This window comes from Bradyrhizobium sp. WSM471, assembly GCF_000244915.1.
Taxonomy (GTDB): domain Bacteria; phylum Pseudomonadota; class Alphaproteobacteria; order Rhizobiales; family Xanthobacteraceae; genus Bradyrhizobium.
In genome coordinates this window covers 7,491,206-7,517,758 of record NZ_CM001442.1, presented here as the reverse complement: position 1 = coordinate 7,517,758, position 26,553 = coordinate 7,491,206, and the positions used below count along the sequence as shown (strand labels likewise).

24 protein-coding genes, 1 tRNA gene and 1 riboswitch are annotated in these 26,553 nt (G+C 64.7%); of the genes, 16 read left to right on the top strand and 9 right to left on the bottom strand.

The features are described 5' to 3' along the window. The first annotated feature begins 3 nt into the window (after positions 1 to 3). Complete coding sequence (phoB, locus tag BRA471DRAFT_RS34415) at positions 4 to 711, top strand: phosphate regulon transcriptional regulator PhoB (protein WP_007597871.1); 708 nt, start codon at positions 4 to 6, stop codon at positions 709 to 711. A gap of 204 nt (positions 712 to 915) precedes the next feature. Here the strand turns inward: phoB and BRA471DRAFT_RS34410 are convergent, their stop codons facing one another. Beyond that, the gene (locus BRA471DRAFT_RS34410; protein ID WP_007597869.1) at positions 916 to 1,428 is read right to left on the bottom strand and encodes a GcrA family cell cycle regulator; all 513 of its coding nucleotides are present in this window, start codon (positions 1,426 to 1,428) and stop codon (positions 916 to 918) included. A 455-nt stretch (positions 1,429 to 1,883) separates the two neighbouring features. Here BRA471DRAFT_RS34410 and BRA471DRAFT_RS34405 point away from each other — a divergent pair, with 455 nt between their 5' ends. From BRA471DRAFT_RS34405 to BRA471DRAFT_RS34395, 3 genes are all read left to right on the top strand, one after another. Further along, entirely contained in the window at positions 1,884 to 3,086 is a 1,203-nt protein-coding gene (locus tag BRA471DRAFT_RS34405) for an aspartate aminotransferase family protein (protein WP_007615687.1), read from the top strand. Next, positions 3,086 to 4,033 carry an ornithine carbamoyltransferase gene (gene argF, locus BRA471DRAFT_RS34400; protein ID WP_007615686.1) on the top strand — a complete coding sequence of 316 codons (948 nt, stop codon included), beginning with the start codon at positions 3,086 to 3,088 and terminating at the stop codon, positions 4,031 to 4,033. Before BRA471DRAFT_RS34405 ends, argF begins: the two co-directional genes overlap by 1 nt. 290 nt (positions 4,034 to 4,323) lie before the next feature. Further along, a complete protein-coding gene (locus BRA471DRAFT_RS34395) occupies positions 4,324 to 5,343 on the top strand; it encodes an Hsp33 family molecular chaperone (RefSeq protein WP_035974513.1) in 1,020 nt (339 codons plus the stop codon). A gap of 995 nt (positions 5,344 to 6,338) precedes the next feature. On the opposite strand, the gene apaG is transcribed toward BRA471DRAFT_RS34395, so the two are convergent. Beyond that, positions 6,339 to 6,731 carry a Co2+/Mg2+ efflux protein ApaG gene (gene apaG / locus BRA471DRAFT_RS34390; protein WP_026233080.1) on the bottom strand — a complete coding sequence of 131 codons (393 nt, stop codon included), beginning with the start codon at positions 6,729 to 6,731 and terminating at the stop codon, positions 6,339 to 6,341. A gap of 205 nt (positions 6,732 to 6,936) precedes the next feature. Between apaG and BRA471DRAFT_RS34385 the strand changes: the two genes are divergently transcribed. The 3 genes from BRA471DRAFT_RS34385 to BRA471DRAFT_RS34375 are packed head-to-tail and all read left to right on the top strand — an operon-like array spanning position 6,937 to position 9,986. After that, positions 6,937 to 8,202: an OpgC domain-containing protein gene (locus BRA471DRAFT_RS34385; protein WP_007597863.1), complete on the top strand. Its 1,266-nt coding sequence runs from the start codon at positions 6,937 to 6,939 to the stop codon at positions 8,200 to 8,202. Further along, a complete protein-coding gene (locus tag BRA471DRAFT_RS34380) occupies positions 8,202 to 8,981 on the top strand; it encodes a hypothetical protein (protein WP_007615682.1) in 780 nt (259 codons plus the stop codon). The genes BRA471DRAFT_RS34385 and BRA471DRAFT_RS34380 overlap by 1 nt, the downstream gene beginning before the upstream one ends. Before the next feature lie 12 nt (positions 8,982 to 8,993). After that, a complete protein-coding gene (locus BRA471DRAFT_RS34375; RefSeq protein WP_007615680.1) occupies positions 8,994 to 9,986 on the top strand; it encodes an SGNH/GDSL hydrolase family protein in 993 nt (330 codons plus the stop codon). 148 nt (positions 9,987 to 10,134) lie between these two features. Here BRA471DRAFT_RS34375 and BRA471DRAFT_RS34370 read toward each other — a convergent pair whose 3' ends face one another. Then, positions 10,135 to 11,331: an O-succinylhomoserine sulfhydrylase gene (locus BRA471DRAFT_RS34370; protein ID WP_007615678.1), complete on the bottom strand. Its 1,197-nt coding sequence runs from the start codon at positions 11,329 to 11,331 to the stop codon at positions 10,135 to 10,137. A gap of 70 nt (positions 11,332 to 11,401) precedes the next feature. Further along, positions 11,402 to 11,481: riboswitch (SAM riboswitch) on the bottom strand. Between the two features lie 80 nt (positions 11,482 to 11,561). Between BRA471DRAFT_RS34370 and BRA471DRAFT_RS34365 the strand changes: the two genes are divergently transcribed. From BRA471DRAFT_RS34365 to BRA471DRAFT_RS34350, 4 genes are all read left to right on the top strand, one after another. Beyond that, the gene (locus tag BRA471DRAFT_RS34365) at positions 11,562 to 12,698 is read left to right on the top strand and encodes a 2'-deoxycytidine 5'-triphosphate deaminase (protein WP_007615675.1); all 1,137 of its coding nucleotides are present in this window, start codon (positions 11,562 to 11,564) and stop codon (positions 12,696 to 12,698) included. Positions 12,699 to 12,803: 105 nt separating this feature from the next. Continuing rightward, positions 12,804 to 13,214, top strand: coding sequence for a PAS domain S-box protein (locus BRA471DRAFT_RS34360; protein ID WP_007615673.1), 411 nt, complete (start codon positions 12,804 to 12,806; stop codon positions 13,212 to 13,214). A gap of 123 nt (positions 13,215 to 13,337) precedes the next feature. Beyond that, positions 13,338 to 14,390: a hypothetical protein gene (locus BRA471DRAFT_RS34355; protein ID WP_007615671.1), complete on the top strand. Its 1,053-nt coding sequence runs from the start codon at positions 13,338 to 13,340 to the stop codon at positions 14,388 to 14,390. A gap of 215 nt (positions 14,391 to 14,605) precedes the next feature. Further along, a complete protein-coding gene (locus BRA471DRAFT_RS34350; protein ID WP_007615669.1) occupies positions 14,606 to 16,051 on the top strand; it encodes an MATE family efflux transporter in 1,446 nt (481 codons plus the stop codon). Here the strand turns inward: BRA471DRAFT_RS34350 and BRA471DRAFT_RS34345 are convergent. The 5 genes from BRA471DRAFT_RS34345 to BRA471DRAFT_RS34325 all read right to left on the bottom strand — a co-directional run bounded on the left by BRA471DRAFT_RS34345 (position 16,048) and on the right by BRA471DRAFT_RS34325 (position 19,044). Further along, the gene (locus tag BRA471DRAFT_RS34345; RefSeq protein ID WP_007615667.1) at positions 16,048 to 16,557 is read right to left on the bottom strand and encodes a hypothetical protein; all 510 of its coding nucleotides are present in this window, start codon (positions 16,555 to 16,557) and stop codon (positions 16,048 to 16,050) included. The two genes, BRA471DRAFT_RS34350 and BRA471DRAFT_RS34345, sit on opposite strands and share 4 nt — an antisense overlap. Before the next feature lie 100 nt (positions 16,558 to 16,657). Then, positions 16,658 to 17,059 (bottom strand): SRPBCC family protein, encoded by a 402-nt coding sequence (locus BRA471DRAFT_RS34340; protein ID WP_035975281.1) that lies wholly within the window; start codon positions 17,057 to 17,059, stop codon positions 16,658 to 16,660. Between the two features lie 143 nt (positions 17,060 to 17,202). Next, positions 17,203 to 17,562, bottom strand: a complete 360-nt coding sequence (locus BRA471DRAFT_RS34335; RefSeq protein ID WP_007615665.1) for a VOC family protein — start codon at positions 17,560 to 17,562, stop codon at positions 17,203 to 17,205. A gap of 54 nt (positions 17,563 to 17,616) precedes the next feature. Beyond that, positions 17,617 to 18,456: a helix-turn-helix transcriptional regulator gene (locus BRA471DRAFT_RS34330; protein ID WP_007615664.1), complete on the bottom strand. Its 840-nt coding sequence runs from the start codon at positions 18,454 to 18,456 to the stop codon at positions 17,617 to 17,619. Between the two features lie 9 nt (positions 18,457 to 18,465). Then, positions 18,466 to 19,044 carry a methylated-DNA--[protein]-cysteine S-methyltransferase gene (locus tag BRA471DRAFT_RS34325; RefSeq protein WP_007615663.1) on the bottom strand — a complete coding sequence of 193 codons (579 nt, stop codon included), beginning with the start codon at positions 19,042 to 19,044 and terminating at the stop codon, positions 18,466 to 18,468. A gap of 171 nt (positions 19,045 to 19,215) precedes the next feature. Between BRA471DRAFT_RS34325 and BRA471DRAFT_RS34320 the strand changes: the two genes are divergently transcribed. From BRA471DRAFT_RS34320 to BRA471DRAFT_RS34300, 5 genes are all read left to right on the top strand, one after another. Further along, positions 19,216 to 19,289, top strand: a tRNA-Gly gene (locus BRA471DRAFT_RS34320). 536 nt (positions 19,290 to 19,825) lie between these two features. After that, positions 19,826 to 20,743, top strand: a complete 918-nt coding sequence (locus tag BRA471DRAFT_RS34315) for a hypothetical protein (RefSeq protein ID WP_007615662.1) — start codon at positions 19,826 to 19,828, stop codon at positions 20,741 to 20,743. Positions 20,744 to 20,819: 76 nt separating this feature from the next. After that, the gene (locus BRA471DRAFT_RS34310; protein ID WP_007615661.1) at positions 20,820 to 21,377 is read left to right on the top strand and encodes a hypothetical protein; all 558 of its coding nucleotides are present in this window, start codon (positions 20,820 to 20,822) and stop codon (positions 21,375 to 21,377) included. A gap of 186 nt (positions 21,378 to 21,563) precedes the next feature. Further along, positions 21,564 to 21,923 (top strand): hypothetical protein, encoded by a 360-nt coding sequence (locus BRA471DRAFT_RS34305; RefSeq protein ID WP_007615659.1) that lies wholly within the window; start codon positions 21,564 to 21,566, stop codon positions 21,921 to 21,923. Continuing rightward, complete coding sequence (locus BRA471DRAFT_RS34300; RefSeq protein WP_198287847.1) at positions 21,890 to 22,720, top strand: hypothetical protein; 831 nt, start codon at positions 21,890 to 21,892, stop codon at positions 22,718 to 22,720. Before BRA471DRAFT_RS34305 ends, BRA471DRAFT_RS34300 begins: the two co-directional genes overlap by 34 nt. Before the next feature lie 114 nt (positions 22,721 to 22,834). Here the strand turns inward: BRA471DRAFT_RS34300 and BRA471DRAFT_RS34295 are convergent, their stop codons facing one another. Continuing rightward, entirely contained in the window at positions 22,835 to 25,855 is a 3,021-nt protein-coding gene (locus BRA471DRAFT_RS34295) for a DEAD/DEAH box helicase (protein ID WP_007615657.1), read from the bottom strand. Positions 25,856 to 26,553 lie beyond the last annotated feature (698 nt).

Genomic DNA, 26,553 nt, shown 5'->3' with positions numbered 1-26,553 from the left:
CCGATGGGCGCACGCATTATGGTGGTTGAGGACGAGGAAGCCCTGACCGAGCTTCTCCGCTACAACCTCGAAGGCGACGGCTATGACGTCGAGACGGTGATGCGCGGCGACGACGCCGACACCCGTCTCAAGGAGCACATTCCCGATCTGATCGTGCTCGACTGGATGCTGCCGGGCCTGTCAGGCATCGAATTGTGCCGGCGGCTTCGCACCCGTCCCGAGACCAAGCAGCTCCCGATCATCATGCTCACCGCGCGCGGCGAGGAGAGCGAGCGGGTGCGGGGTCTTGCGACCGGCGCCGACGATTACATCGTCAAGCCGTTCTCGGTGCCGGAGCTGCTGGCGCGCGTGAAGGGCCTGCTGCGGCGCGCAAGCCCCGAGCGGCTCGCCACCGTCCTTGCTTTTGGCGACATCGAGCTCGACCGCGACAAGCGCCGCGTGGCGCGCTCGGGCCGGCCGATCGATCTCGGTCCGACCGAATATCGCCTGCTGGAGTTCTTCCTGGAGCACCCGGGGCGGGTGTTCTCGCGCGAGCAGCTGCTCGACAGCGTCTGGGGCCGCGACATCTATATCGACGAGCGGACCGTCGACGTGCATATCGGCCGCCTGCGCAAGCTGCTCAATCTCGGCCGCGAGCAGGACCCGATCCGCACCGTCCGCGGCGCCGGCTACGCGCTGGATGATCGCTTCGCGAAGGCGGAGCAGGTGTAGGGTTGCAGGCTTGAGGTTCTCAGCCGTCATCCCGGACAAGCGAGCGAAGCGAGCGCTGATCCGGGACCCATAACCACAGGGAGTGGTTTGGCGAAGACTCGGAGTGACCCCTTTCGCGCAACAACTGCGTGCTCGGAGTATGGTCCTGGCTTTCGCCAGGACGACACTCCAATTGAACTGTCTTCGCGCGACGACTTGCCGTGATTAGCGCGGACCCGGCTTCACCGGTGCGCGGCGCCGATCCGACGCCGGCTGGTACGCGACGCGCGAGTGCTGGGCGCAATAGGGCAGGCCGGACAGCGCCCTTCCACCGCAGAAGAAGAAGTCCGGGCTGGAGGGATCGCCGACCGGCCAGTGGCAGGTCGCCTCGTTCAATTCCAGCAGCGACAGCCGCTGGCTCATTGGCACCACGTTGTCGTAGGTGACCGGATCCGGCTCCGCCTCGACCTCAAACGCCTGCGCCAGCGCGGTGTTGCCGCGCGAGATCGGGCGGCTCACCCGCATCATGTGCTGCGCGGGGCGCGCCTTGCGCGGCCGCGGCGCTGCCGATGATGGGCTCTTGGCGCGGCCCGAAAGGCCGAGCCTGTGCACTTTGCCGATCACGGCATTGCGGGTCACATTGCCGAGCTCCGCCGCGATCTGGCTGGCCGAAAGTCCGGCCTCCCAGAGCTTTTTCAGCTGCTCGACGCGATCATCGGACCAGGTCAAAACCGTCATTGCACCCTTTCCCTCGCTGCGCGCCAGCCATCCTGGGGCCTCGCAGCGAATGCCTAAGCCTTCAAAAACCCGTGCCGCCAGAATCCCTTAAGGCTCGCCGGGCGCGTCTTGAACGCCCGAACGTTTACGCCGGTACATAAGGACTTAAAGATCAGAACCACTGCACGAGATGTCGTATCTGACAATCCAAACGCTACAATATGGCGTGACTCCCGCGCAAGAGTCCGCCGACTCGCTTCCACATGTTCCGTGGCTAAATCCCGCAAAATCGGCACCGCAAGACTACGGATTCAGCGTTTCGCGAGGCTTTCCGGGCGGCATTGACACCCGTTTCACCAGGCCTAAGATAGTCGTGCGTGCCGCCCTCAAGAGGCGGCACGTTTCGTTTTCCGGGCCGGTCGATGGTGCGTTGCGCAATGCACGCTCACGCCGTCCGCAACATTCAAGTGACCGTCATGACTAACAGCGCAGCGCCGCATTTGCTCCCCGTTTTCGCCAGGTCCGACCTCGGTTTCGAGCGTGGCGAAGGCTGCTGGCTGATCGCGACCAACGGCGAGCGCTATCTCGATTTCACCTCCGGGGTGGCGGTGAATGCGCTTGGCCATGCCCATCCGGCGCTGGTCGCGGCGTTGCAGGAGCAGGCCACGAAGCTCTGGCACATGTCGAACCTGTTCCAGAGCCCGGACGGCGAAAAGCTCGCCGCGCGCCTGTGCAATGAAAGTTTCGCGGACTTCGTGTTCTTCTGCAATTCCGGCGCCGAAGCGCTGGAATGCGTGATCAAGGTCGTGCGCCGCTATCACGCGGCAAAGGGCCATCCAGACCGCTATCGCATGATCACCTTCGAAGGCGCCTTCCACGGCCGCACGCTGGCGACGCTGGCCGCGACGGGTTCGGCAAAATATCTCGAAGGTTTCGGCCCTCCGATGGAGGGCTTCGACCAGGTTGCGCATGGCGATCTCGACGCGGTGAAAAAGGCGATCGGTCCGCAGACCGCCGGCATCCTGATCGAGCCGATCCAGGGCGAAGGCGGTGTGCGTTCGGCAACGCCCGCCTTCTTGAGGGCGTTGCGCCAGCTCTGCGACGAGAAGGGTTTGTTGCTCGCCTTCGACGAGGTGCAGACCGGCATGGGCCGCACCGGCGATCTGTTCGCGTACCGCCGCCTTGGCGTCGAACCCGACGTGATGTCGCTGGCCAAGGCGCTCGGTGGCGGCTTTCCGATCGGCGCCTGCCTTGCGACCGCGGAAGCGGCGTCCGGCATGACGCCGGGCTCGCACGGCTCGACCTTCGGCGGCAATCCGCTCGCGATCGCCGCTGCGAACGCCGTGCTCGACGTCATGCTCAAGCCCGGATTCTTCGACCACGTGCAGAGGATGTCGCTGCTGCTGAAGCAGAAGCTCGCCTCCGTGATCGACCGTCATAGCGATGTCGTCAGCGAAGTGCGCGGCGAGGGCCTCCTGATCGGCATCAAGGCCGTGGTGCCTTCCGGCGATCTCGTTGCCGCCTTGCGCGACCAAAAGCTGCTCACCGTCGGTGCCGGCGACAATGTCGTGCGTTTCCTGCCGCCTTTGATCGTCACCGAAGCCGAGATCGAGGACAGCGTCGGGCGGCTCGAGCGCGCCTGCACCGCGTTGTCCGGCAACAAGCGGGCGGCAAGCTGATGAGCAAGTCGCCCGATAAAGCACCCAAGAAAACACCGAAGCACTTTCTCGATATCAACGAGCTGCCGCTGTCGGAGCTCAAGCGCATGCTGGCCGCGTCCTCCGCGATGAAGGCGAAGCAGAAGGCGCATCAGCCGGTCAGGCCGCTCGAAGGCAAGACCCTGGCGATGATCTTCGAGCGCCCCTCGACGCGGACGCGGGTGTCTTTCGATGTCGCCATGCGCCAGCTCGGCGGCGAGCCCATCATGCTCACCGGCGCCGAGATGCAGCTCGGTCGCGGCGAGACCATCGCCGACACCGCGCGCGTGCTGTCGCGCTACGTCGATGCCATCATGATCCGCATCCTCAATCACGATGCGCTGCTGGAGCTCGCTGCGAACGCTACCGTCCCCGTCATCAACGGCCTGACGCGGCGCTCGCATCCCTGCCAGGTGATGGCGGACCTCATGACCTACGAGGAACATCGCGGCCCGATCGAGGGCAAGACCGTGGCCTGGACCGGCGACGACAATAACGTGCTCGCCTCCTGGGCGCACGCCGCCGAGCGCTTCAAGTTCCAGCTCAATGTCGCGACGCCTCCGGAGCTCGCGCCGAAAAAAGCGATGCGCGACTTCATCAAGGCGACCGGCGCGCCGATCATGCTCGGCACGGATGCCGAAGCCGCCGTGCGCGGCGCCGATTGTGTCGTGACCGACACCTGGGTGTCGATGGGCGACAAGGAAGGCGAGCACCGCCATAACGTGCTCAAGCCCTATCAGGTCAATGCCCAGCTGATGTCGCTGGCCAAGCCCGATGCGCTGTTCATGCACTGCCTGCCCGCCCATCGCGGCGAGGAGGTCACCGACGAGGTGATCGACGGTCCGCAATCCGTCGTGTTCGACGAGGCCGAAAACCGCCTGCACGCGCAGAAGGGCATTCTGGCCTGGTGCTTCGACGAGGTGAAGTGATCTCGCTGGAATCCCGGCGGCCACCTCACATATGATCGTCGTCCCGGACAAGCGCAGCTTCTGGCAACGCGTAGCGTTGTCCAGAACGGAGCGCCGATCCGGGACCCATAACCACAGGAAGTCGTTTGGCGAGGATTCGGAGTTGTCATCTCGCGCAGTAGCGTAATCCTGTGGTTATGGGTCCCGGATCTGCGGCTAGCGCTTGTCCGGGACGACACCGAGGTTGAGGTTGCTTCGTACAGTTCCCCAACCCCCCTTCCAATTCCGCCTTCCGACCCCAGATAAGCGCCATGGTTTCCCAATCCCCTGACATGAAAACCGGGCCCGAAGGCCCGGTTCGCGCGCCATCCGCGGTTCCGATCGATGACGCCGTGCTGCCCTACGAGGTCGACGCGCTCGACGTGCGCGGTCGGCTGGTGCGGCTTGGTTCGGCGCTCGACGAGATCCTGACCAAGCACGATTATCCCGCGCCGGTCGGCAAGCTGCTCGGCGAGGCCATCGTGCTGACTACGCTGCTCGGCTCCTCGCTGAAATTCGAGGGCCGCTTCATCCTCCAGGCGCAGACCGACGGTCCGGTGTCGTTCCTGGTCGTGGACTACCAGGCGCCGGATCGCCTGCGCGCCTATGCGCGCTACGACGCCGCGCGCCTCGGCGAAGTCCAGGATTCCGGCAAGACTTCCGGCGCGCTGCTGGGCCACGGTCATCTCGCCATGACCATCGACCAGGGCCCCGACATGAGCCGCTACCAGGGCCTGGTCGCGCTCGACGGCGGCAGCCTCGAAGACGCCGCTCACGAATATTTCCTGCGCTCCGAGCAGATCCCGACCCGCGTGCGCCTCGCCGTCGGCGAGGAATGGCGTTCGAATGACGGCGGCAAGCATCGCTGGCGTGCCGGCGGCATGCTGATGCAGTTCCTGCCGAAGGCGCCCGAGCGCGCGCGGCAGGCCGATCTGCATCCCGGCGATGCGCCCGAGGGCGTCGAAGTGCATGCCGTCGCTGAAGACGATGCCTGGGTCGAGGCGCGCTCGCTGATCGAGACCGTCGAAGACGTCGAGCTGATCGATCCGGAGCTGTCCGGCGAGCGGCTGCTCTACCGCCTGTTCCACGAGCGCGGCGTGCGCGTGTTCAATCCGCTGCCCTTGAAGGCGCAATGCTCCTGCTCGCGCGACGCGGTGGCATCGATGCTGAAGAGCTTTTCGTCCGACGACCGGGCCGCCATGGTCAAGGACGACAAGGTCGTCGTGACCTGCGAGTTCTGCAGCTCGGTGTACGAGTTCACACCGGATGAGGCGGGCGTCGAGGACGCGTGAGACGTTAGCCCGTAGCCCGGATGGAGCGCAGCGCAATCCGGGGCCGCTCGCCCGGCATTCGGCACCTTCCCGGACTACGCTTGCGCTCCATCCGGGCTACGGGACCTCCTCTGTGTCGCCCCTCTGTCAATCCATACGCACAAAAATATTCCACTTTACCGAAATTCGGAAATCGCGTATATGTCGCTCATCCCGGCTCATCCTTGAGGGGCGATCTTGTGGTCGTCATGTTCGCGAGCCGGGCTTGCGGTGGACGCGGCAGCGTTCGGGTGCGAAAGGCGTGGGCAGGGCGGATTGCTCTCCGTGAGCCCAAGGCTTCGTTCCGACGAGCGGCGCTGTCAGGCTTAGTCTCGTCTGTAAGTTTCCGGCTCCGTCGACAGGGCTGGGAAAACTGCGGCGAAATGGCGGGCCGTGCGTACGGCAAAACCGTGTGGTCCTGGCCGTCGTTGCTACGGTCAAGCCCCGGCGAATGCGGCACTTGCGCCAACCGGCGCGATGCCGGTGAATTTCGCGAGGGCGAGGGAGGCCAAAAGGAACTCGGCTCCCGGGAGAGCACGGCATAAGCCGTCCAACCACTGCGCAGGGAAGGCCGAGTGATTGGCTACACCTGTATGCTGCTGTGCGGTCTTCTTGCGCTACACCTTTCGCGCAGCAGACCGTGGGTGCCAGCCGGCACCCGGCCTTCCCTGCGCCCTCTTGGATTTGAGGGTGGTGCGACGAAGCAAGGCTCGGGCGAAATCGGCCGCGAGAACGAAAAGGCGTGTCTGCAAGTCGAAGATGAACGCGAAGACGATCCGCTCTCGTGCCCCGGACGCGGCGCAGCGTCCCTTCGACGGTGCGCTGCAGAGCCGGGGCCCATCTATCCGCATTGGGCCGTGTCGCCCCTGGGTCCCGGCTCCGCGCAGCAACGCTTGCGCGTTGCAGCTTGTCCGGGACACGAGAGTCGGGACGCTATCGGGGAAGCCCTGCCCCAAAAGGTCGCGTCGCCGCCACCCTCAATTCAACACCCGCTTGTTGTCCGGGCTGTCCAGCGAGAACGTCGGCACGTCGATCTCGAAGCGTTCGCCGGTTGCGCTGACCATCTGGTAGCGGCCGGTCATGAAGCCCGAGGCGGTCGTGAGCGGCACGCCGGAGGTGTATTCGAAGCGTTCGCCGGGGGCGAGCGTCGGCTGCTCGCCGACGACGCCCTCGCCCTTCACCTCCTGCTGCCGGCCGGTGGCATCGGTGATGATCCAGTGCCGCGTCTTGAGCTGCACGGTCTCGTCGCCGGAATTGGTGATGACGACGGTGTAGGCCCAGAAATAACGGGAGCGGTCGGCCGACGACTGCTCCGGAACAAAGTTCGGCTCGACGGTCACTTCGATCTGGCGGGTCACGGCGCGGTACATGATTGCCATCATACCGAAAACCGCTCTGGAACCAAACGCTGGAGGCGGTCCTGGCGACATCGTCCCGCCCGAATTCGCAGGGAAGTACACGTCCAAGGGTACGTCAAAGTGTACTTGCATGTGATCCGGTCGCTTTGCGAGATGACGGCCGGACCGGTACACTCCTTGCCACGTCGCGATTTGCGGAAGGGTTTTTAGGCCCCCGATGACCATTGCCGACCAAGTGACGGGATCGACGATCGCCGGAACCGCTAAACCTGTGGAGGTCAAGTCCGCGGGGGCGAAGCGGCGCGCGGCCGCGCCGGCGATTTCGCTGCCCGCCATCGGCGAGCGCGAGCTCCGGCTGGACCTGTTCCGCGGCCTGGCGCTGTGGCTGATCTTCATCGACCATTTGCCGCCGAGCCTTCTGACCTGGTTCACGATCCGCAATTACGGCTTCAGCGACGCCACCGAGATCTTCATCTTCATCTCCGGCTATACCGCCGCCTTCGTCTACGGTCGGGCGATGCTGGAGTCCGGCATCGTCGTCGCCACCGCGCGCATCCTGCGGCGCGTCTGGCAGATCTACGTCGCCCACGTCTTCCTGTTCACGATCTTCCTTGCCGAAATCTCCTACGTCGCGACCAGGTTCGAGAACCCGCTCTACACCGAAGAGATGGGCATCATGGATTTCCTCAAGCAGCCCGACGTCACGATCGTGCAGGCGCTGCTGCTGCGCTTCCGTCCCGTCAACATGGACGTGCTGCCGCTCTACATCGTGCTGATGCTGGCGCTGCCCTTGATCCTGTGGCTGATGAAATGGCGCCCCGACGTGACGCTCGGCCTCTCGGTCGCGCTCTACGCGGTGACCTGGGAATACGATCTCTACCTGTCGGCCTATCCGAACGGCTTCTGGGCCTTCAATCCCTTCGCCTGGCAATTGCTGTTCGTGTTCGGGGCATGGTGCGCGCTCGGAGGTGCGCGACGGATGTCGCGCATCCTGGCTTCGCGGGTGACGATGTGGATCGCGATCGCCTATCTGGTCGCGGCATTCTACGTGACGCTGACCTGGTATGTGCCGCAGCTCTCCCACTTCATGCCGAAGCGGCTCGAGCAGTGGATGTATCCGATCGACAAGGCCGACCTGGACGTGCTGCGCTTCACGCATTTCCTGGCGCTGGCCGCGCTCACCGTGCGCGTCCTGCCGCGGGACTGGCCCGGCCTGAAATCGCCCTGGCTGCGGCCGCTGATCCTGTGCGGATCGCATTCCCTGGAGATATTCTGTCTCGGCGTCTTCCTCGCCTTTGCCGGACATTTCATCCTGGCCGAAGTCTCGGGCGGCCCGGTCATGCATGCGCTAATTAGCCTCTCCGGAATCCTGATCATGTGGGCCATGGCCTGGCTGATTTCGTGGTACAAGCGGGTGGCTGACAAGAGCGGTTCGAAAACCAAAAGCGCCGTCGGCAGCGCCGATATGGCGGGAGGGGGCTGATGAAGGCGAAGGTTTTCCTGAGCCTGATCCTGCTGTGCGGTGGTCTCGCCGCGCCTCCGGCGCGCGCGGATGATGCTGCGCCGGCTGCTTCAGCCGTGCCCGCAGCCTGTGAAGTGCCCTCCTATCTGCTCACCAGCGAAAGCCAGCTTCCCAAGGTCGCCGATGCCATCAAGGCCGGCAAGCCGCTCGAAATCCTGGTCATCGGCAGTCGCTCGACCACGATCCCGGCTTCCGAGGACGCCTCTTATCCGGCGCGGATGCAGACCATCCTGAAGGACAAGCTGCCGCCGTCCGAGACGGTGCACGTCTCCGTAGAAATACAGAGCAAGAAGACGGCCGAGGAGGCGGCCGCCAGCTTCGTTAAGCTGATGGAAGCAAAAACGCCTACTTTGGTCATCTGGCAGACCGGGACCGTCGATGCTATCCGAGCCATCGATCCCGATGATTTTCGTGGCGCGGTGACCGAAGGGGTTGTTGCGTTGCAAAAGGCAGGGGCTGACGTCGTCTTGATGAACTTGCAGTACAGTCCGCGTACCGAAACCATGATCTCGGTGCCGCCATACCTCGACAATATGCGGGTGGTGGCGCAGGAGCACGATATTCCGCTGTTCGATCGGTTCGCGATCATGCGGCAGTGGAATGATCAGGGGCAGTTCGACCTGTTCAGCCCGTCGCGCGGGCCTGAGCTGGCGAAACAGGTCCATGATTGCCTCGGCCGGGCGTTGGCACAGTTCGTGATCGACGCTGCGCATCTGGAGCCGGCCCAGCAGCAAAATTGAGGTCTAGCGTTAATGAGTTCTCTCCGCCCTTTTTGCCTGACGGCATGGCTGGCTGTGCCCGCAGCAGCGCTGCTGCTGGTGCTGAGTCCGGCCTCGCAGTCGCACGCGCAGACGCAGGCCGCACAGGCAACGCCGGCCCCGGAGCAGTCGGCTGATCCGGCTCCCGCTTCACCGTCCCAGACCACAGTCGCAGCGACGTCCCCCGACCAGCGCGGCATCACGGCGCGCGCCATCGACAAGGTGAAGCAGGTCGCGAAATCCGCCGGCGACGTCTTCAGCCGCGTGCCCTGCCTGTCGCCGAAGGGCGGCGCGAAGGCGATGGGCTCGCTGCCGCACGTCGCGGGCAAGCTCGTCGCCGGCCAGCCCGTCGTCATCGTCGCGTTCGGCTCGTCCTCGACCGCGGGATTCGGCGCGAGCTCGCCGGAGTTCAACTATCCCAATCGCCTTGCCGCGCAGCTGCGCCGGCACTATCCGACCGCCGACATCACCGTCGTCAATGCCGGCGTCGGCGGCGAGGACGCGCCCGAGATGATGAAGCGTCTCCAGAAAGAGGTGATCGACGTGCATCCGGATCTGGTGATCTGGCAGGTCGGCACCAATGCGGTGCTGCGCAATCTCGATCCCGGCGATACCGCCAAACTGGTCGAGGACGGCATCAGCCGCATCCAGGCCGCCGGCGATGCCGACGTCGTGCTGGTCGATCCGCAATATTCGCCCGCCGTCAACCAGCGCGCGGACAGCGCCGGCAAGATGGTGAAGCTGCTCGGCAAGGTCGCCGAGCTCCGTCACGTCGGCATCTTTCCGCGCTTCGAGGTGATGCGCGACTGGCACGAAAAGCAATCGCTTCCGGTCGAGAGTTTCGTGATCGCCGACGGCCTGCACATGAACGATTGGGGCTACGCCTGCTTCGCCCAGCTCCTCGGCGACGACATCATCCGCTCCGTCGGCCAGATCAAGCTCGGCGTCAACGTGCCCGCGGACGTGCGGACCTACCGGCCGATGTGACTTGTCGTCCCGGCGAAGGCCGGGACCCATACCGCGTGATCCATCAATGGTGCGCGGTGTTCGTACCGCTCCCCCCCCTTAACTCTGGGTCTTCGCCAAACTGCTTCCTGTGGTTATGGGTCCCGGCCTTCGCCGGGACGACAATAATTCACGCCTTCTCCAGCGCCGCGGTCAGATCCTCGATCAGATCGTCCGCGTGCTCGAGCCCCGCCGAGAAGCGGATAAAGCCTTCGCTGATGCCGAGCGCGGCGCGGTCTTCCGGCTTGAGGCGCTGATGCGTCGTCGTTGCCGGATGCGTGACGAGGCTCTTGGCGTCGCCGAGATTGTTCGAGATCTTGGCAAGCTTGAGCTCGTTGAGCACGCGGAACGCCGCCTGCTTGCCGCCCTTGACCTCGAGGCCGACCAGCGTCGAGCCACCGCGCATCTGTTTCTTCACCAATGCAGCTTGCGGATGATCGGCGCGGCCGGGAAACACCAGCCGTGAGATCTTCGGATGGCTCGCCAGCACGTCCGCGATGCGCGCCGCCGTCTCGGTCTGCGCGCGCACGCGCACGGCGAGCGTCTCCAGGCCCTTGAGCAGGACCCAGGCGTTGAACGGCGAGATCGACGGGCCGGTCTGGCGCATGAAATTGTGGATGTGCTCGGCGATGAACGCTTCCGAGGACAGGATGATGCCGCCGAGACAGCGGCCCTGGCCGTCGATGTGCTTGGTCGCGGAATAGACCACGACGTCGGCGCCGAGCGCGAGCGGGCTCTGCCAGATCGGAGTGGCGAACACGTTGTCGACGACGAGCCGCGCGCCGCCGCTGTGCGCGATCTCGGCAATGCCGGGAATGTCGAGCACGTCGAGCGTCGGATTGGTCGGGCTCTCCAGGAAAAACGTCTTGGTGTTCGGCTTCATGGCGCGCTGCCATTGGTCGAGATCGAGGCCGTCGACCAGCGTGGTCTCGATGCCGTAGCGCGGCAGCAAATCCTGCACGACGTAGAGACACGAGCCGAACAGCGCGCGCGAAGCCACGACGTGATCGCCGGCCTTGAGCGGCGCCAGGATCGCGGTCGTCACCGCGGCCATGCCGGTCGCCGCCGAACGGGCCGCTTCGGCGCCTTCGAGCTCGATCATGCGCCGCTCGAACATCGAGATGGTCGGATTGGAGTAGCGTGAATAGATGAAGCCGGGGTCCTCGCCCTTGAACCGCGCCTCGCACTCCTCGGCGCTGTTGTAGACGTAGCCCTGGGTCAGGAACAGCGACTCCGAGGTCTCGCCATATTGCGAGCGCAAAGTGCCGGAATGGACCAGGCGGGTTTCGGGACGGTAGTGGGCGGTTGGCGCCGGGGACTTCGACATAGGACCTCCTGAAGTGACCACCGAAAATGGTCACAAAAAAACCGGCCTGGAACATCTCCACGGGCCGGGATCACAGAGGTCCCCGGCCTGTTTAGCGACTTATTTAACGTGGCTGCAAGCCGGCCGGCTCAAATCACCACGGGATAAGTCATGCTCATATTCCGCAATGCCCTTTCCGTCAAGACGTCCATCGGATAGCCGTAAAACGCTCATATTTCCCGCATGTCGGGATGTGTTTGATCCCTGCTGAGGACCCCCGGTTGACGTTCACGGTTGCCGCCGACGCCAATGGTATCCTGCCCGACCGCATGATCGCGGCGATGGCGGAGGGCGGTCTCATCCTGCCCGCTTACGACTTCGTCGAAAGCCAGATCCAGCCGGCGAGCCTCGATTTGCGTCTCGGCGACATCGCCTATCGCGTGCGCGCCAGCTTCCTGCCCGGTCCCGGCGCCACCGTGGCCGAGCGCATCGACGAGTTGAAGCTGCACGAGTTCAGCCTCGCCGACGGCGCGGTGCTGGAGACCAACTGCGTCTACATCGTGCCGTTGCTCGAAAGCCTCGCGCTGCCGCCGGAGATCGTCGCGGCCGCCAACCCGAAGAGCTCGACCGGCCGGCTTGACGTCTTCACCCGCGTGATCGCCGACGGCACCCGCCGCTTCGACATGATCGGTGCCGGCTATCACGGCCCGCTCTATGCCGAGATCAGCCCGAAGACGTTCCCGGTGCTGGTCAGCGAGGGCTCGCGCTTGAGCCAGGTGCGCTTCCGCACCGGCGATGCCATCCTCAACATCGACGACCTCGAGGCGCTGCATGCGACCGAGCGTCTCGTCGATATCGACGATGCCGATCTCACCGGCGGCGTCGCCGTCTCTGTTGATCTTTCCGGCGAGAAGAGCGGGGGCTTCGTCGGCTACCGCGCCAAGCGCCACACCGGCGTCATCGACGTCGATCGCCGCGCAGGCTATTCCGTCGAGGAGTTCTGGGAGCCGATCTCGGCCCGCCCCGACGGCAGCCTGATCCTCGATCCAGGCGAGTTCTATATCCTCGCGTCGAAAGAGGCGGTGCAGGTGCCGCCCGATTACGCCGCGGAGATGGTGCCGTTCGATCCGCTGGTCGGCGAGTTCCGCGTGCATTATGCCGGATTCTTCGATCCCGGCTTCGGCTATGCCGGCGCCGGCGGGCTGGGCTCGCGCGCCGTGCTCGAAGTGCGCTCGCGCGAGGTGCCGTTCATCCTCGAGCACGGCCAGATCGTCGGCCGCCTCGTCTATGAAAAGATGCTGGCGCGCCCCGACGCCATGTACGGTCAGCGCATCGGCTCGAACTATCAGGCGCAGGGGCTGAAGCTGAGCAAGCATTTCCGGGTGTAGCGATCACCCCTCGCCCGGATGGAGCGCAAGCGTCCTCCGGGAAAGTCTCACTTGTGGCACGATCCCGGATTATGCTGCGCTCCATCCGGGCTACAAGGTGCTGACATGATCAATTCATCCGAACTCGACGCAAAAATCCTCGATGACGTCGCAGACGCGCTGATCTATTCGGATCGCTCCGGCACCATCATGCGCTGGAATCGCGCATCGTCCGCACTGTTCGGCTTCTCCGCGGACGAAGCGCTGGGCCAGAATCTCGACCTGATCATTCCCGAACATCTGCGCGCCGCGCACTGGAAGGGTTTCGAGGCCGCGCTTGCCAGCGGCGCGATGAAGCTTGCGGGCAAGCCGACACTGACCCGCGCGCTGCACAAGGACGGACGCAAGCTCTACATCGAGATGACCTTTGCGCTGGTGCGGGACGCCGCTGGGGTGGTGCAGGGATCGGTGGCGATGGCGCGCGACGTCACCGAGCGCGTCGAGCGCGAGCGTGCCGCCAAGGCTGCGCAAATTTAGGGCTGCGCAAACTTCGTGATGCGGAATTGGCGCGCCGGCGTGCAGGGCGCCCCGCGTGCGGCTCGGCTTGTCCGTCGCCGGATGCAGTGACACACTCGATCAAAACAACGATCGGGAGCGAACATGACCGCCGCATCAGACGTCGCGCAGGAAGCTCAGTGGAAGCGCTGGCGCGCCGTTGCCGATCTCTATCACGCCTATTTCACCGGCCTGATCCTCACCGTGGTCACGCGTCGCGGCACGGCGGATGCTGCGGAGTTCGTCTTTCGCGTGTTCCGCCGCCAGCAGCAGGAGCGCTTTCTGCCGGGGCTGAAGAAGCTCGGGCTGAGCCATCTGCCGCCGGCAGTCGCCGCCGCGCAATATCACTACCTCTCGAACTGGATCGGCGGCGTGCACGTCGAATACATGTATGAGAGCGACCGCAAAGCCTGGATCCGCTATCCGCCGCCGCGCTGGATCTGGAAAGGCACTGCCATCTGCGGCGTGCCGGGCGAAGTCTCGCGCGCGATGCTGCGCGGCTGGCACGCCAACAACGGTGTGGCGCTCGGCGATACCAGATTGGGGTTCGTCTGCACCAAGCAGAGCGTCGACGGCCAGGACGGGCTCGAAGGCTACTATCACCAATATGACCAACCGCTCGAGCTCGACCAGCGCCTCGTGTTCGCGCGGCATCTCGAAGCGCCGCTGTTCGATGCCGCCGCGGCTCCGGCCTTGCCGGTGTCAAGCTGGCCGAGACCGCGACTGGAAAAGGCCTATCGCAACTACGCGATGGAATATGTGCGCACCGCCGCGCCCGTGATGGTGCAGCTGTTCGGTCCGGAGGATGCGGGCTATCTCCTGCACCTCACGGGCAAGCTGATCGGGATGCAATATTTCGATGAGGTCGCCGCGGCGCTATCGATGGGCCGCGGCGGTGCGGGCGAGTTCGCGACGTTCCTCGACGCGCTGTTTGTCGCGCAGGACGATGTGGCCGAGACGACGCAATCCGAAGGCACGTTCGAAATCCGTCAGCAGAGCTGGAAGTTGATGGACGGCGTCGCCGATAACCACCCTGCTTGCGCCAAAGTACTGGCGGGGTTGTTCGAAGGGCTTGCGGCCGGATGCGGGCGGCACATCGGCGTGCACCTGTCCCCGACACCGCCCGGCCGTTCGCCATTGGTCTGGACGATTGGGTAATGCCGCGCGGGCGTCTCGAAGGATGGCCCACGGAGACTGAGAGTCGCAATTCCACGGGCTGAAATGCGCTGCCGCAGGGCACGCCTGCACCTGGCGCAGGAGGAATCGCTGCGTGTCGTGCTAACAAGCCTCTCGTTGCGCCCTGCGCGCGAACCAATTCATTGGCACACCTACGCATTGCCGCGCCGCAAATGGCGCTTTCTCCCGGAGAGGACATGTCAGACATCGCCGAGATTCCGGTCGATGAACAGGAGCGCCCGCTGCCGCCGCCTCCGCGCCCCGTGAGGAGCGCGCTGATGGACGGGCCGATCCTGCGCACGCTGCTCGGGTTGGCTTGGCCCAACGTGGTCGCGCTCTCCGCCGGCACTTGCACGGTGATTGCGGAGACCTCCTATATCGGGCGGCTCGGCGTGGAAGCGCTGGCCGCGATGGCGCTGGTGTTTCCGACAGTGATCCTGACCATGACCATGTCGGGCGGTGCGATGGGCGGCGCGGTGGCCTCCGCCATCGCGCGCGCGCTCGGCGCCGGCGATCGCGAGCGTGCCGGGACGCTCGCCGCGCACGCGCTGCTGATCGGCATCGGCTTCGGCGTCGTCTTCATGCTGGGCATGCTGATCTTCGGGCCGCGCGTTCTGGAAATGCTCGGCGGCCGCGGCGATGTGCTGACGCATGCTATCGCCTACACCCAGGTGTTTTTCGGCGGCGCGGTGCTGCCCTGGCTGCTCAACACGATGGCGGGCGTCCTGCGCGGCACCGGCAACATGAAGCTGCCGTCGCTGTTGATCCTCAATTCTGCGGCCTGGCAGATCGTGCTCGGCGGCACGCTCGGCCTCGGGCTCGGTCCGGTGCCGCAATTCGGCATGCGCGGCGTCGCCGCCGGCGCGCTGATTGCCTATTGCATGAATATCGGCGTGATGGGCTGGTACCTGTTCTCCGGCCGCGCCCGCGTGACGCCGAAGCTGCGCGACCTGCGCATCCAATGGGTGATGTTTTTCGACATCCTCAAAGTGGGGGCCATCGCCTGCTTCTCGCCGCTGCAATCGGTGCTGACGATCTCGATCTTCACCCACATGCTTGCGAAATTCGGCACCGCGATCCTGGCCGGCTACGGCATCGGTGCGCGGCTGGAATTCCTGCTGACCTCGATCGCGTTCTCGTTCGGCATCGCCTCGGTGCCGATGATCGGCATGGCGGTCGGCGCCGGCCGCATCGCCCGCGCCAGGCGCATTGCCTGGATCGCGGCGGCGAGCGCCTTCGTCGCCGTCGGTGCACCGGCGTGTCTGGTTGCGATCTTCCCCGATCTCTGGGTCAACATTTTCACGGACAGTGCGACCGTGCGCGCCACCAGCCATCAATATTTGTCGACGGTGGCGCCGTTCTACGCCTTCATCGGCCTCGCCTCGACGATGTATTTCTCGTCGCAGGGTGCTGCGAAGGTGCTCGGCCCGGTGCTGGCGCAGACCGCGCGGCTGATCTACATCTCGGCGGTCGGCTGGTGGCTGTCGACGCATGATGCCACCGCCCAAAACTTCTTCTGGCTGGCAGGGAGCTCGATGGTCGTGCTCGGCCTGCTCTCGTGCTCCAGCGTGGTGCTGACACGCTGGGGACCGCGCCAAACCAAATCTGCGATCAGGCCGGCGCTGTCGGCCGCTGCGGACTAGCGATGCCTGTGGCGGCGATGACCGCCACCGCCACCGACATTGGCGAGCCGCATCAGTTGCGGAATCATCGCCATCATGTCGCCGCCACCGGCGCCGCCGATCATGCCCATGATATCGCCGCCGCCTATGCCGCCCATTCCGGTCGGCATGTATCCGCCTGCGCCCATCGGTGCGTAGCCGCCGTAATTGGGCGCGCCGAAACCGCCGCCGAGATTGCCACCGCCGAGGCCGCCAATTCCGCCGCCGCCCATCATGCCACCAAGACCACCACCGCCATTCTCCATCATGCGGCTCATCATCGGGCCCATGGTCTGCATCATCATGCCGAAGCGGCGCTTGCCCATCTTGGCCTTCATCATCTCCAGCATCGGCGCCATTTGGGTCATCATGTCCTCGCCGCCGGCACCGCCGCCGCCGAGGAACTGCGCCTTTGCCGGCGCGCTCGAAATCGAAAACATCAGCAGCACGGCGGCCGCCTGGCAGATCACCTTGTCCGCACCTCTCATGGCCTGCTCCTCGCGTGCGTGGCGCCGCCGGGAGAGCGGAGCCAACCGGACGCACGCCGCCATGGTTATTGCGGACGAGGGCTGGGCTCTGTGAGAAAGATCACGCAGCCGCGGCTGGGAACGCTCGGTGTATGGCGGCGACGGCGTCCTTGGTCTGTCCCTGCACATAGGGCGCGAGCTCGTTCGGCAGTATGTCGATGATCCAGACCAGGCGGCATCTCGCCTCGCCCTCGGCGATCACCTGCACCGAGGCGCTGTAATGCTTCAGCCGCTCGTTGTTGATCGCGTAGACCAGCCGCTGCCGCGCATCGTCGCAATCGACCAGCACCTCGCGCGCCACCGAGCCATTGGCGAAGGTGACGACGCGCGCGTCGCCGTCGAGCGTGCAGGCCGTGACGAAGCCCGGCGCCAGCCGCCGATGCAGCGCGCCGAAATCGCGTACCGCATCCCAGACGTCTTGCGCGGAAGCGGAGAGGGGGATGTCGTTGTGGATGGAGGCCATGAAGGTGTCCTTGATTGGGAAGTTCGTAGGGTGGGCAAAGGCGCGCTCTTCGCGCGCCGTGCCCACCATTCATAGGCACTGTCGCACGCGATGGTGGGCACGCTGCGCTTTGCCCACCCTACGAGTGCTCGCTAGTTGTGAAATCACACACAAACCGCCTCGACATTGTTGCCATCGGGATCGATCAAGAATGCCGCGTAGTAAGTCGGGCTGTAGTCCTTGCGCGGGCCGGCGCCGCCATTGTCGCGACCGCCGCTCTTCAAGCCCTCGCTGTGGAATGCCTTGACTGAATCATGATCGCCTGCCCGAAACGCGATATGCGCGCCATCGGCCTTGCGCCCCTTGTTCTGGTGCAGCCACAGCGCCGGCTCGCCCTTCGGCCCGAAGCCGGCATAACCATCGCCCCTCGAGCACAGGACGCAACCGAGCGGCGCCAGCACCGCAGTGTAGAAGCGCGTGGCGGCGTCGAGGTCGGCAACACGCAGTCCGATATGGTCGTACATGGTCGTCTCCATTTCCAAAGCGCCGCAATCGGCGCGCGCCGGAGACGAACCTAGTCAGTTGAGGGCGAGTTGCTCTTGGAGAATCTTGCGCCCTCCCTTCGAGGCCTGACGGAACTTGGTCGGCGATACGCCGGCGGCGCGGTGGAAGGTGCGGACGAAGTTGGAGAGATCGCCGAAGCCAACGTCATAGGCGATGTCGGTGACTGCGATGTCGTCGTCGGTAAGCAACCGCGCCGCATGTCGGAGCCGCGAGCGCACCAGATATTGATGCGGGGTGACGCCGAGCACGGCCGAGAACAACCGCAGGAAATGGAACGGGCTGAGGCCTGCATGACGCGCTGCCTGTTCGAGGTCGACCTCGGCATGCGAATTGGCGTCGATCCACAGCGCGGCTTCCACGGCACGGCGGCGGTCGCGCGCGGTCGGCGTTGTCGGCTTGCGCGCCTTGCCCGAGACGACATCGACGAAACGGCCGGCGAGGATCTGCCCGACCTCGTCGAGACCGAGGTCGCTGTTGCCATCTGCCGCCGTCTGGGCCAGTTCGCCCAACACCATCAGCTCGGGCAGTGGCGGCGTCGCGCCAACCTGCCAGACGTCGCGTCGGCCGCCGAGCGCCTCGACCAGCTCCTCATTGAGGAAAAAGGACAGGCAGACGTCGCCGGCGACATGCTCATGCGTGCAGGTGTATTCCTCGCCCGGCGCGCCGACCAGCATCGAGCCCGCCACCAGATCGAAGAAGCCGGCGCGGCAATGACAGCCAAAGCTGCCCGCGCGGACATAGGCGATGGAATGGCCGGTGCGACACTCCGCAAATGGGCTGTCGTCCGGTCCCGCGTCGCAGCGAAACTCGGAGACCGTCATCGAGGGCGTCGTCAGCAGCGTGGTTGCGTCCATGCCACCTATCTAGGTGGAGGGCCTCGGCGGGGCAACGGGCAGCAGGACGTCGAACAGCGTCTTGCTGGCGATCGGATGGGCGCCCTCCAGCGACAGCAGCCGCCGCTTGGAGATCACGCCGCCATAGGGGGAGAGCCGGTCGGTGTAATTGCCGGCCTCCAGCACCCGGTGGCAGGGCACGATCAGCATGTAGGGATTTTTCGCGATCGCCTGGGCTACCGAATGCGCGGCGCCGGAGGCGCCCAGCACCTTGGCGATCTCGTGATAGGTGCGCGTCTCCCCGCGCGGGATGGCGCAGGCGGCTTCATAGACCCGCCGATTGAAGCCGGGCACCCCGCTCGCATCCAGGCTGACTTCGGAGAAATCAGCATCGCTGCCTTGCAGCAAGCCCACGATGCCCTCGATCGCGAACTCGGCGTTCGCGGAAGGCCGCTGCTCGCGCGCCTCGGGATGGACCTGGAAAATCCGGCGGCGGGTGTCGATCTCCCGCGCCTCCGGCAATTGCACGGCGACGATACCGGTGCTGCTCCAGATGATGCCGCAGCGCCCTATGGTCGTGTCGAAGATCGCGTAGCCACGCCCCACCATGCACACGCCCCACTCAGTGCACGTCTCCCCAGACAGGCGATCATAACACCGCCACAATCCGGCGCACCCAAAATCTTACTGGAAACTTAAGAAGGGCCAGGCGGGCTGCGCCAAAGCGCTTGGCGAGATGCGCCGTCTCGGCTAATCAGAGCGGGCGCAGGCTGCGCATCCGCGGGCGTAGTTCAATGGTAGAACGGCAGCTTCCCAAGCTGCATACGAGGGTTCGATTCCCTTCGCCCGCTCCAGCTTATTTATTCAATCATCTCAGTAATTTGCACGAAGCGGATGCTCGCGATCCGACTTTCGGCGCCCGTAATTCTACAACACTTCTACAACGTCTCCCAAAAATTCCTATCTTGCTTAGGGTCTACAACGTCGCTCGATGCGCAACGGCGTCGGCGTCCCATTGTTGTACGGACGACGTAATTGAACGGATTGCCTCGGCATACTTTGGCGAACGTCACAAGCGATGGTGCGAGGTCTGCCGGGTCATCTGCGACGACACCTGTTTGTATCTTGTCGGCATTCGATGAAGGCCTAAGTCTCGGCCGATTGCTTTGACCAAGGAAGTTGTGTCTAGGCACTATGAACTAGCTCGGATCAACGTGCTCGTTGCGGTCAGGCAACGTCGTGCGCCCATGATGCGTCGCCCCGTGAACTGATCGTCCCACGAGGCAACCGCAACGGATCGCTGGCACGGTCGAGCCGTCGTCCCCAGCGTGCATCGATGCTAGGATCGGAGGGAGACCTTCCACCGGTCGCCCTCTGTCCGAGAAATCCGATGGTCCTTGAAGACATCGTGGCTCCCGACTCCCGCCTATACGCGAAGAGCGAGTGGGCGCCAGCCAGCGCCTTGTGGCCGGCGCTCTCCTTCTCGCAACGCGGAGTCGCCAACAAGTTCGGCGGCTTCTATTCGCAGGGTCGGGACTTCGTCATCACGGTCGGAACCGGCAATCGCAAGGACACCCTCGATCCGGCGCATCGGCAGCGGCTGATGTCGATCGTGGACGTCGCGCCGAACATCATCGTCGCAACGGGAGATCTCGTCGAGCCGGAGACGTGGAGGCGTGCGCAGATGACGCACCCGGATCGGTGGAAACTTTCGATGCCGATCGTGCGCTGCTGGACGTTCGCGAACTTCCCGGAGGCGAAGGCCCGCATGTCGGCGACCTACCGGAGGTTCTCGAATCCCACGAACCGCGGAAAGCCTATCTCCGCAGATGGAGTCGATCTGGTCAGTCTGCTGGGTCTCGAAGTGACCGCCGTTGAGATTCCTCCATACGTCGAGCGTCGCCTGCATTCGATTCCGACCGACAGGCTCTTGAACCAGGACATCTCGCGGCTCGCGAACAACATCGCGAACGCGGTGGAGCGAGCGGGCACGGAGCGCGAGGGCACCTATCCGGAACGGACGTCGCTGAACTTCTCCGATCTGTTCAAGCTTCTCAACGAACTGTGGCGGACCCAAAAGGGATCGTGCGGTCTGTGCGGCGGCCCGATCGTGCCGGGCGAGGAAAACGCGCTTCTGCGGATGTCCGCCGATCGCATCGACAGCGCCGACAAGCGCTACGGTACCGGCAACGTTCACCTGACCCACGTCGGCTGCAACCTGGCAAAGAGCTCCGCTTCTCTGGAGGTGTGGCAGGATTTTCTCGACGTGGTGCGAAGCGTCAGGACCGACGAGGCACCCACGTCCTGACCGAAAAGCGCGTGGACGAGATCTGAGCGCGAGACCTGATCCGAAGATCATTACCGACGGATCGCGAGCGCGGTGGATGGCCGCGTTATTCGAGCAGAACAACGTGTTCGGTATCGAAACGCCGGTGCAACTCTACGCGAAGCTCGTCCAGGAGTTCGACGACGCGTGCGAGGACCCCGGCTCGGGTCGGCACGCGATGAACTTCGCGATCACGGCGTATCACCTGACCGAGTGGGTTTGGAAGGACCTCCTGAAGGAGGACGAGGCGAAGCGCCGGGAGCTCGGTATCGGAAAGAGCATCGAGAGCTTCAAGGGATGGATCGCGGAGAAGAGCATCTGGACCGCGCAGATGCAGGACCTAGCCAACGGATCGAAGCATTTCCAGGCAAAGGGACTTCCGATCCTCCGCCACAAGGTCGGACCGCTCAACACGGCCGCCTTCAACACGCTCGCGTTCAACGAGGCGGCGATGATCCTCATGGTCGAAATGGGAGAACTCGACGGGATACCTCATTTCGTTCCGGCGACGCATCTCTTCGAGGTGGTGCTGCGGTTCTGGCGCGACTTCCTGCGGCACCATTGTCCTTACGGCGGCATCGTTCCGGCCGGGCGGACGAGGCCGTCCGACGAGTGACGGGACGCGGCGGCGAACGGTTGCGCCGGGGATGTGAGCGGTCTGCAGCGCCGCGGCGAGGGCATTCCTTCGTGAGTAGAGGAATAGTGCAAATGAGACACAGGTAGCGAATAATCTCAACCACTACTTGCCAGCGAGCAAACGTTCGAGAATTATTGCGACATTGCGTCAGAGCAGGGGATAGCCGTGCTCAATCTCATTAAGCGAGTTTGGTTCAAGAGCCTCTATAGGATGTTCGGTTATATCAGACCGGCGCCGGCTAACCGTGTGTTGCCGCCGGATGCCGACGTCACCGCGGAAGTGCAACGTCTCAAGACCGTCGACGACGCGGTCATCGAGTGGACAGATCCGAAAAAGAAACCCGCGCCTAAGGCGCCTGCTGGCAGTTGCGTCTTTTTCTTCGCGGAAGGCGGCAGCGCTTGCGCGCCGGGCGTCACCGGCGGCAATTGCGACAAATGGGGCGACTGGTGGATTAATCAGGGCAAGAACGGCTGGGCGCAAACCGAGCCGACGTGCCCACCCGGTTCGAAAGTCTACAAGGTATGAGGTGGAAACTGGCCTCCGCCCTCGCGCTCGGCGCGGGACTGTTGGGCGGTTGCTCCAATATCGATCGTTTCGACATACCGACCGATCCCAACACCGGAAGCCCTACGCCAGCGTCGATCATAACCAGATTCAAATGCGAACTCGCGGCCATCGCCGCGGATGACTACAGATTCAAGGCATTCATGGACGCTAACGACTTCGTGGTCGGCGTCCAGCTCGACTTGTCGGTTACCGACGACGGCAGCCTCGCGCCGTCCTTCACCTACACGAACGGCCTCTTCTCCTTCAACGCCGGAGCGAAGCTCGAGCTTTCGAGGGCGCAGACCTTCACGGAGCGGGTATTCCTGTCGGTCGCGGACATACGCATCCAATCCGACGGCAAGCTCCCCAACGATCCGAAACACCCTCGGCCGACGCTAGATTGCCCGAAGTTCAACACGCTGCTCGCCGGGGACCTCGGCGTGAGACAAACCGTGGAGATGGCGATGGTGACGCCGGACCTCGCGCTGACGAGCAGCAAACTGACCGGCAGCACCGGCGCCTTCGGCGGATCCGTGAATTTCATCGTCACGAAGAACCTGAACGGCGTAGGACCGACGTGGACGTTGACGCATTTCAAGGGACCGGGAAGCCTCGCCGGCGTGTCCGAGGTGAATAACGACAAGATCACTTTCGCATTCGCCGCGCGCAAAGCTACGGACGGCATACCTCCCGCGGCCAAGGTCGACAGATTTCTCGACAGCCTGATCAACAGCTCGATCTCCACCAACATCTCGAATTTGAAGCCGACCCAGTGAAGGGGTGAGGAACACCGGCATTGCCGCTCGATCGCGGCCGAAGCTAACAAACGCGGCAAGCCGAATGGCCGGGTTCGATGAAGACCGGCAGGTTAGGCCTACGAAACGGCGTCGTCAGGCGACCGACGCCCGAGGTTGTGCGATCGTGCCGATCTCCCTGGCGGCTGCATCCCCGACGCAGCGGATCAACATCTCGGTGCCGAGAGACAAGACCGAATCGACCGACCGCGCGCCGGTGGCCGCCAGCGCGAGGTACTGGCCGCGCGACAAGGCTAACGGCAGGCCCATTAGTCCAAGAGCTTCCGTCGGGAGACCAAACTCGAGGCGCCGCAGCAGCCCGTCGAGCGCGAGCAGAAAGTCGGGATGCGAAGGGAAAAGCGCCGACAGAATCTGGTGGGCCGATCGAAGATGGAAGCGGGCACCGTCCGCTATGCGGGCGATGTCGCCGTAGCTGACGGCGCCTTGGAACGGGGTCGTCGTGTAGCGCCGCTCGATCTCTTCGACGGGGACGCCTTCGATCCAGTCGTACAGGATGACGGCACGCTTGCACCTCGCCAAGAATTCGAACTCGCCGTCGCAATAGCGCTGCAGGAAGTGCGCCATGTCGGCCCCGAAGCGCTGTCCGACCTGGCTGGCGCGGATGCCCTCGGCGCGCCCGCGTTTCATCACGGGCGTGTAGATCGCGTCCATCTCGTCAAGCACCTGGACGATCCCGAGCACTCTGACCGGGTCCGTGCGCGCGATGTCCAACTGACGCATCAACTCGATTAGGCGCAGGCTGGACTCGAAGGCGAGCGAGGAGGATCCGCAGGCGCGACCGAGCAGCGTCAGACGGATCAGGTCGCCGTCGCGCTCGGCAAGGCCGGCCTGCAGCAATCGGTCGACGAGCGATGCGACGTCGCTCTCGACCTGCCGGATCCAGTGCGGATTCGCCAGAGACGCGGAGTAGCCGCCGAACGTGTTGGCGAGCACTCCAGGGACTTCTTCGGCGCGCACGCCGCGGACCTGGCTGAGCAGCCGGAGGATCCATGTCGGAAGGTCGCGCTGCTGGAACGAAGAAGTGACATCTTCCGGCCTGCCGAGCACGTACTTCTGGAATAGCTGCGCCCGCTCGACCGGCGTATCCGCAAGGATGATCGCCTTGCCGATCTCGTTGTAGCCGAGCCGTCCCGCGCGGCCGGCCATGTTCTTGTACTCGGCGATCGTGAAGGGGCGCCCGTCCTCGCCGACGAACTCGTTCTCCGCGAGAATGACCGTCGAGGCCGGGCTGTTGATGCCGGCGGCGAGCGTGGTGGTGGCGGCGAGCACGTGGATCTGCCCGTTCAAGGCGCGGTATCCACGCTCCACGGCTTCGCGTTCGGCCCGCAGCAGATTCGTGTTGTGGAAGGCGGTGCCTCCTGCGAGGCAGTTGCGCAAATCCTGCGACGCGGCCGTCAGATCCTGCGTCGGCAACGCGGAGAGGACGTCGGTCGCGGCCTGGAGCCCAAGCTCCTTCGACAGATAGCGCGCGCATCCTTGTGCCGGACCACGCGTGTTGCGGAAGACGATGATTTTCTCGCCCTTGGCGACCAACTGCTTGGCGAGAGGCACGATTACGTCCTGCGAGCTCGGCTTGTCGCGGCGTTGGACGATGTGGACGGGCGGGACCAGCGTCTCGGTCTTCGCCGTGCCGTCGGCGTCGACGAATTGGAAGGTACCGCGCCGATCGAGCACGCCTTCGATCAGCGGAACCGGGCGGTCGCGCGAGGTCAGCAACGGCAGATCGAGCCAGCGGTCGAAACTTTTGAGGTTACCGATGACGGCGGACAGAACCACCAATTGGGGATCGATGCCTCGCTGCCGCGCGCGGAGCAGCAGCGCGAAGATCAGTTCGACAGTGATGCCGCGCGTGGGATCCGTAATGAACTGCCCCTCGTCCAGAACGACCAGACCGAGCTGGTTGAGCAGTCGCGGCGAGGAAAGCGCAAGGTTCAGGAACATCTCATAGGTGAAGAAGCCGAGGTCGTACCGACCGCTCAGTACCGGCGCGACGCCGTCGGAGGCGTCGCCACTGCAGCGGACGACCCGAAGGCCGGCCGGCGCGAAGCGTGCGCTGAAGTCTTCAAACTTTTCGTTCACCAGCGCGCGGTACGGCAGCAGAAAGACGGCTTTCTTGCCGGCGGCGACCGCGCGGATGGCGGCAAGTTCGCCGACGAGGGTCTTGCCGCTGCTGGTCGGAGCGACGACGAGCAGCGATTTGCCGTCCAGCACGCCGAATTCGTTGACCGCCTTGATCTGCAGCGCGTTCAAGCCGCCCGGGAACGTCGTGGTCCACTGGTCGACGATCTCCTGCGGCAGGCCGCCGCCGGCGAGCTCCGCGAACGAGCCGGTGATCCGGTGCACCGGCACGGCCGGAAACGCAGCAGCGTAGTTCGCTCCGCGCACCAGCGCCGGGAAGACAAGTCCCCCGTGGACGGTACCCAGAAACGCCGGCGTTTGCGTCACGCCGATCCGCGTCGCCTCGACGCGTGCGAGGCGTATGATCTCGTCGGCCACCGCTGGAAAGCTGACGGGCGCGCCGGCGCTTCCGGTCATCGCTTGGATGGTGGCGTAGGTGAGAAGTCCGTGGCCGGTGCCCGGCTGCTCCCACGCGGCCTCGGACGGCGCGCAGGCTGCGAGCAGGATCCGGCCCTCGCCGAAGATGCCGGTGAGGGCGAAGGCGCTGCGTGGCCTGGCCGCGGTCTCGAGCACGCGGGCCGGAGCGTGGCCGCTGAAGCAGCAATCCAGAACGAAAAGGACGACCTTGGCCTTGGTGGTCCGGAACGCCTCGGCCAGCACGGTCATCGACAGCGCGGTACCGGGGAGATCGGACGGTTCGGTGTCGTATAGGACCAGACTGCCGTCCGGAGACCCATGTCCGGCGAAGCTCACGATCACGGTGTCGTCGGCGTCGGCGGCGTTCAGAGTGCCGACGATCGCGTCCCCGACCTCCGGAAGGGTTGCCTGCTCGTCGACGAGAAGGCGGGAAGCGAGCCCGGGTATGGAATCCGTGAACAGTGCCCACAGCGCGGTCGCGTCGCGCTTCGCGCCGCCGAGTTCGGGTACGTCGGGACTGCGGTGCCGATCGATGCCGACGAAGACCGCCTTCAACGCCATTCACGCCCTCCTGAGTTCTCTCGCCGAAATGGTCCGCCCGGGCGGACCCGGATCACATTAGGCCGATCGGCGGTGAGTCGCGCGCGACCTTTTCTCGCTCGGGCCGGCATAGCGCTTCAGAGGCGCATCCTCCAGCATCGCCGCCCGACCCGGAGCGGACCCATCACGTCGGAACGGGCCCTTCATAGAGCAAGGATTCGATATCCGACCGCCGTTGCACCGGCAGCGACGGAGGCGATGGCGGCGACCGCGGACGCGGTCGATTGTGCGCTGCCGGATCGGCCGCATACCGATCCTTGGCGTTGTGCTTCGGCGGGTGCGACGACGGCAGGAAAGAGGTGCCTGGCGGCGCCGTCCGAGGCGGAATCGGCAAAACCGAAAGTAGAATAATATTCTCTTTGGGCGCCTAGCAGCGCCCGGATGGACTTTGCCCCCGACGAGGGCGGGGGGCTCCGGGGAAGCCGGGGCAAGCGGCGAGGAGGTCGCCGAGGTGGGGCCCTGGGGGCCACTGTGGGGAATTTAGAGGCGGATTAAATCCCCATCGGTCCCGCACCGTCCCCTTCGTTCCCTAATTAGTCCTGTGGTCGAGTTCCGGGCTGGTTCGGCAAGGTGCTGGCGAGAAGCGCTATTTTTTGGGGGTAGAAAACCAGGTAGTGCCTCGCGCGCGCGGGGTTACCGCTTCGACCCCGAGCAGGATT

Coding starts and splice junctions, on each gene's coding strand:
- BRA471DRAFT_RS34295 (WP_007615657.1), bottom strand. CDS start 25,855: ATGGCGTTGAAGGCGGTCTTCGTCGGCATCGATCGGCACCGCAGTCCC.
- BRA471DRAFT_RS34350 (WP_007615669.1), top strand. CDS start 14,606: ATGTCAGACATCGCCGAGATTCCGGTCGATGAACAGGAGCGCCCGCTG.
- BRA471DRAFT_RS34385 (WP_007597863.1), top strand. CDS start 6,937: ATGACCATTGCCGACCAAGTGACGGGATCGACGATCGCCGGAACCGCT.
- BRA471DRAFT_RS34330 (WP_007615664.1), bottom strand. CDS start 18,456: ATGGACGCAACCACGCTGCTGACGACGCCCTCGATGACGGTCTCCGAG.
- argF (WP_007615686.1), top strand. CDS start 3,086: ATGAGCAAGTCGCCCGATAAAGCACCCAAGAAAACACCGAAGCACTTT.
- BRA471DRAFT_RS34355 (WP_007615671.1), top strand. CDS start 13,338: ATGACCGCCGCATCAGACGTCGCGCAGGAAGCTCAGTGGAAGCGCTGG.
- phoB (WP_007597871.1), top strand. CDS start 4: ATGGGCGCACGCATTATGGTGGTTGAGGACGAGGAAGCCCTGACCGAG.
- BRA471DRAFT_RS34365 (WP_007615675.1), top strand. CDS start 11,562: ATGTGTTTGATCCCTGCTGAGGACCCCCGGTTGACGTTCACGGTTGCC.
- BRA471DRAFT_RS34345 (WP_007615667.1), bottom strand. CDS start 16,557: ATGAGAGGTGCGGACAAGGTGATCTGCCAGGCGGCCGCCGTGCTGCTG.
- apaG (WP_026233080.1), bottom strand. CDS start 6,731: ATGTACCGCGCCGTGACCCGCCAGATCGAAGTGACCGTCGAGCCGAAC.
- BRA471DRAFT_RS34395 (WP_035974513.1), top strand. CDS start 4,324: ATGGTTTCCCAATCCCCTGACATGAAAACCGGGCCCGAAGGCCCGGTT.
- BRA471DRAFT_RS34370 (WP_007615678.1), bottom strand. CDS start 11,331: ATGTCGAAGTCCCCGGCGCCAACCGCCCACTACCGTCCCGAAACCCGC.
- BRA471DRAFT_RS34380 (WP_007615682.1), top strand. CDS start 8,202: ATGAAGGCGAAGGTTTTCCTGAGCCTGATCCTGCTGTGCGGTGGTCTC.
- BRA471DRAFT_RS34310 (WP_007615661.1), top strand. CDS start 20,820: ATGGCCGCGTTATTCGAGCAGAACAACGTGTTCGGTATCGAAACGCCG.
- BRA471DRAFT_RS34375 (WP_007615680.1), top strand. CDS start 8,994: ATGAGTTCTCTCCGCCCTTTTTGCCTGACGGCATGGCTGGCTGTGCCC.
- BRA471DRAFT_RS34405 (WP_007615687.1), top strand. CDS start 1,884: ATGACTAACAGCGCAGCGCCGCATTTGCTCCCCGTTTTCGCCAGGTCC.
- BRA471DRAFT_RS34410 (WP_007597869.1), bottom strand. CDS start 1,428: ATGACGGTTTTGACCTGGTCCGATGATCGCGTCGAGCAGCTGAAAAAG.
- BRA471DRAFT_RS34335 (WP_007615665.1), bottom strand. CDS start 17,562: ATGTACGACCATATCGGACTGCGTGTTGCCGACCTCGACGCCGCCACG.
- BRA471DRAFT_RS34315 (WP_007615662.1), top strand. CDS start 19,826: ATGGTCCTTGAAGACATCGTGGCTCCCGACTCCCGCCTATACGCGAAG.
- BRA471DRAFT_RS34360 (WP_007615673.1), top strand. CDS start 12,804: ATGATCAATTCATCCGAACTCGACGCAAAAATCCTCGATGACGTCGCA.
- BRA471DRAFT_RS34325 (WP_007615663.1), bottom strand. CDS start 19,044: ATGGTGGGGCGTGGCTACGCGATCTTCGACACGACCATAGGGCGCTGC.
- BRA471DRAFT_RS34340 (WP_035975281.1), bottom strand. CDS start 17,059: ATGGCCTCCATCCACAACGACATCCCCCTCTCCGCTTCCGCGCAAGAC.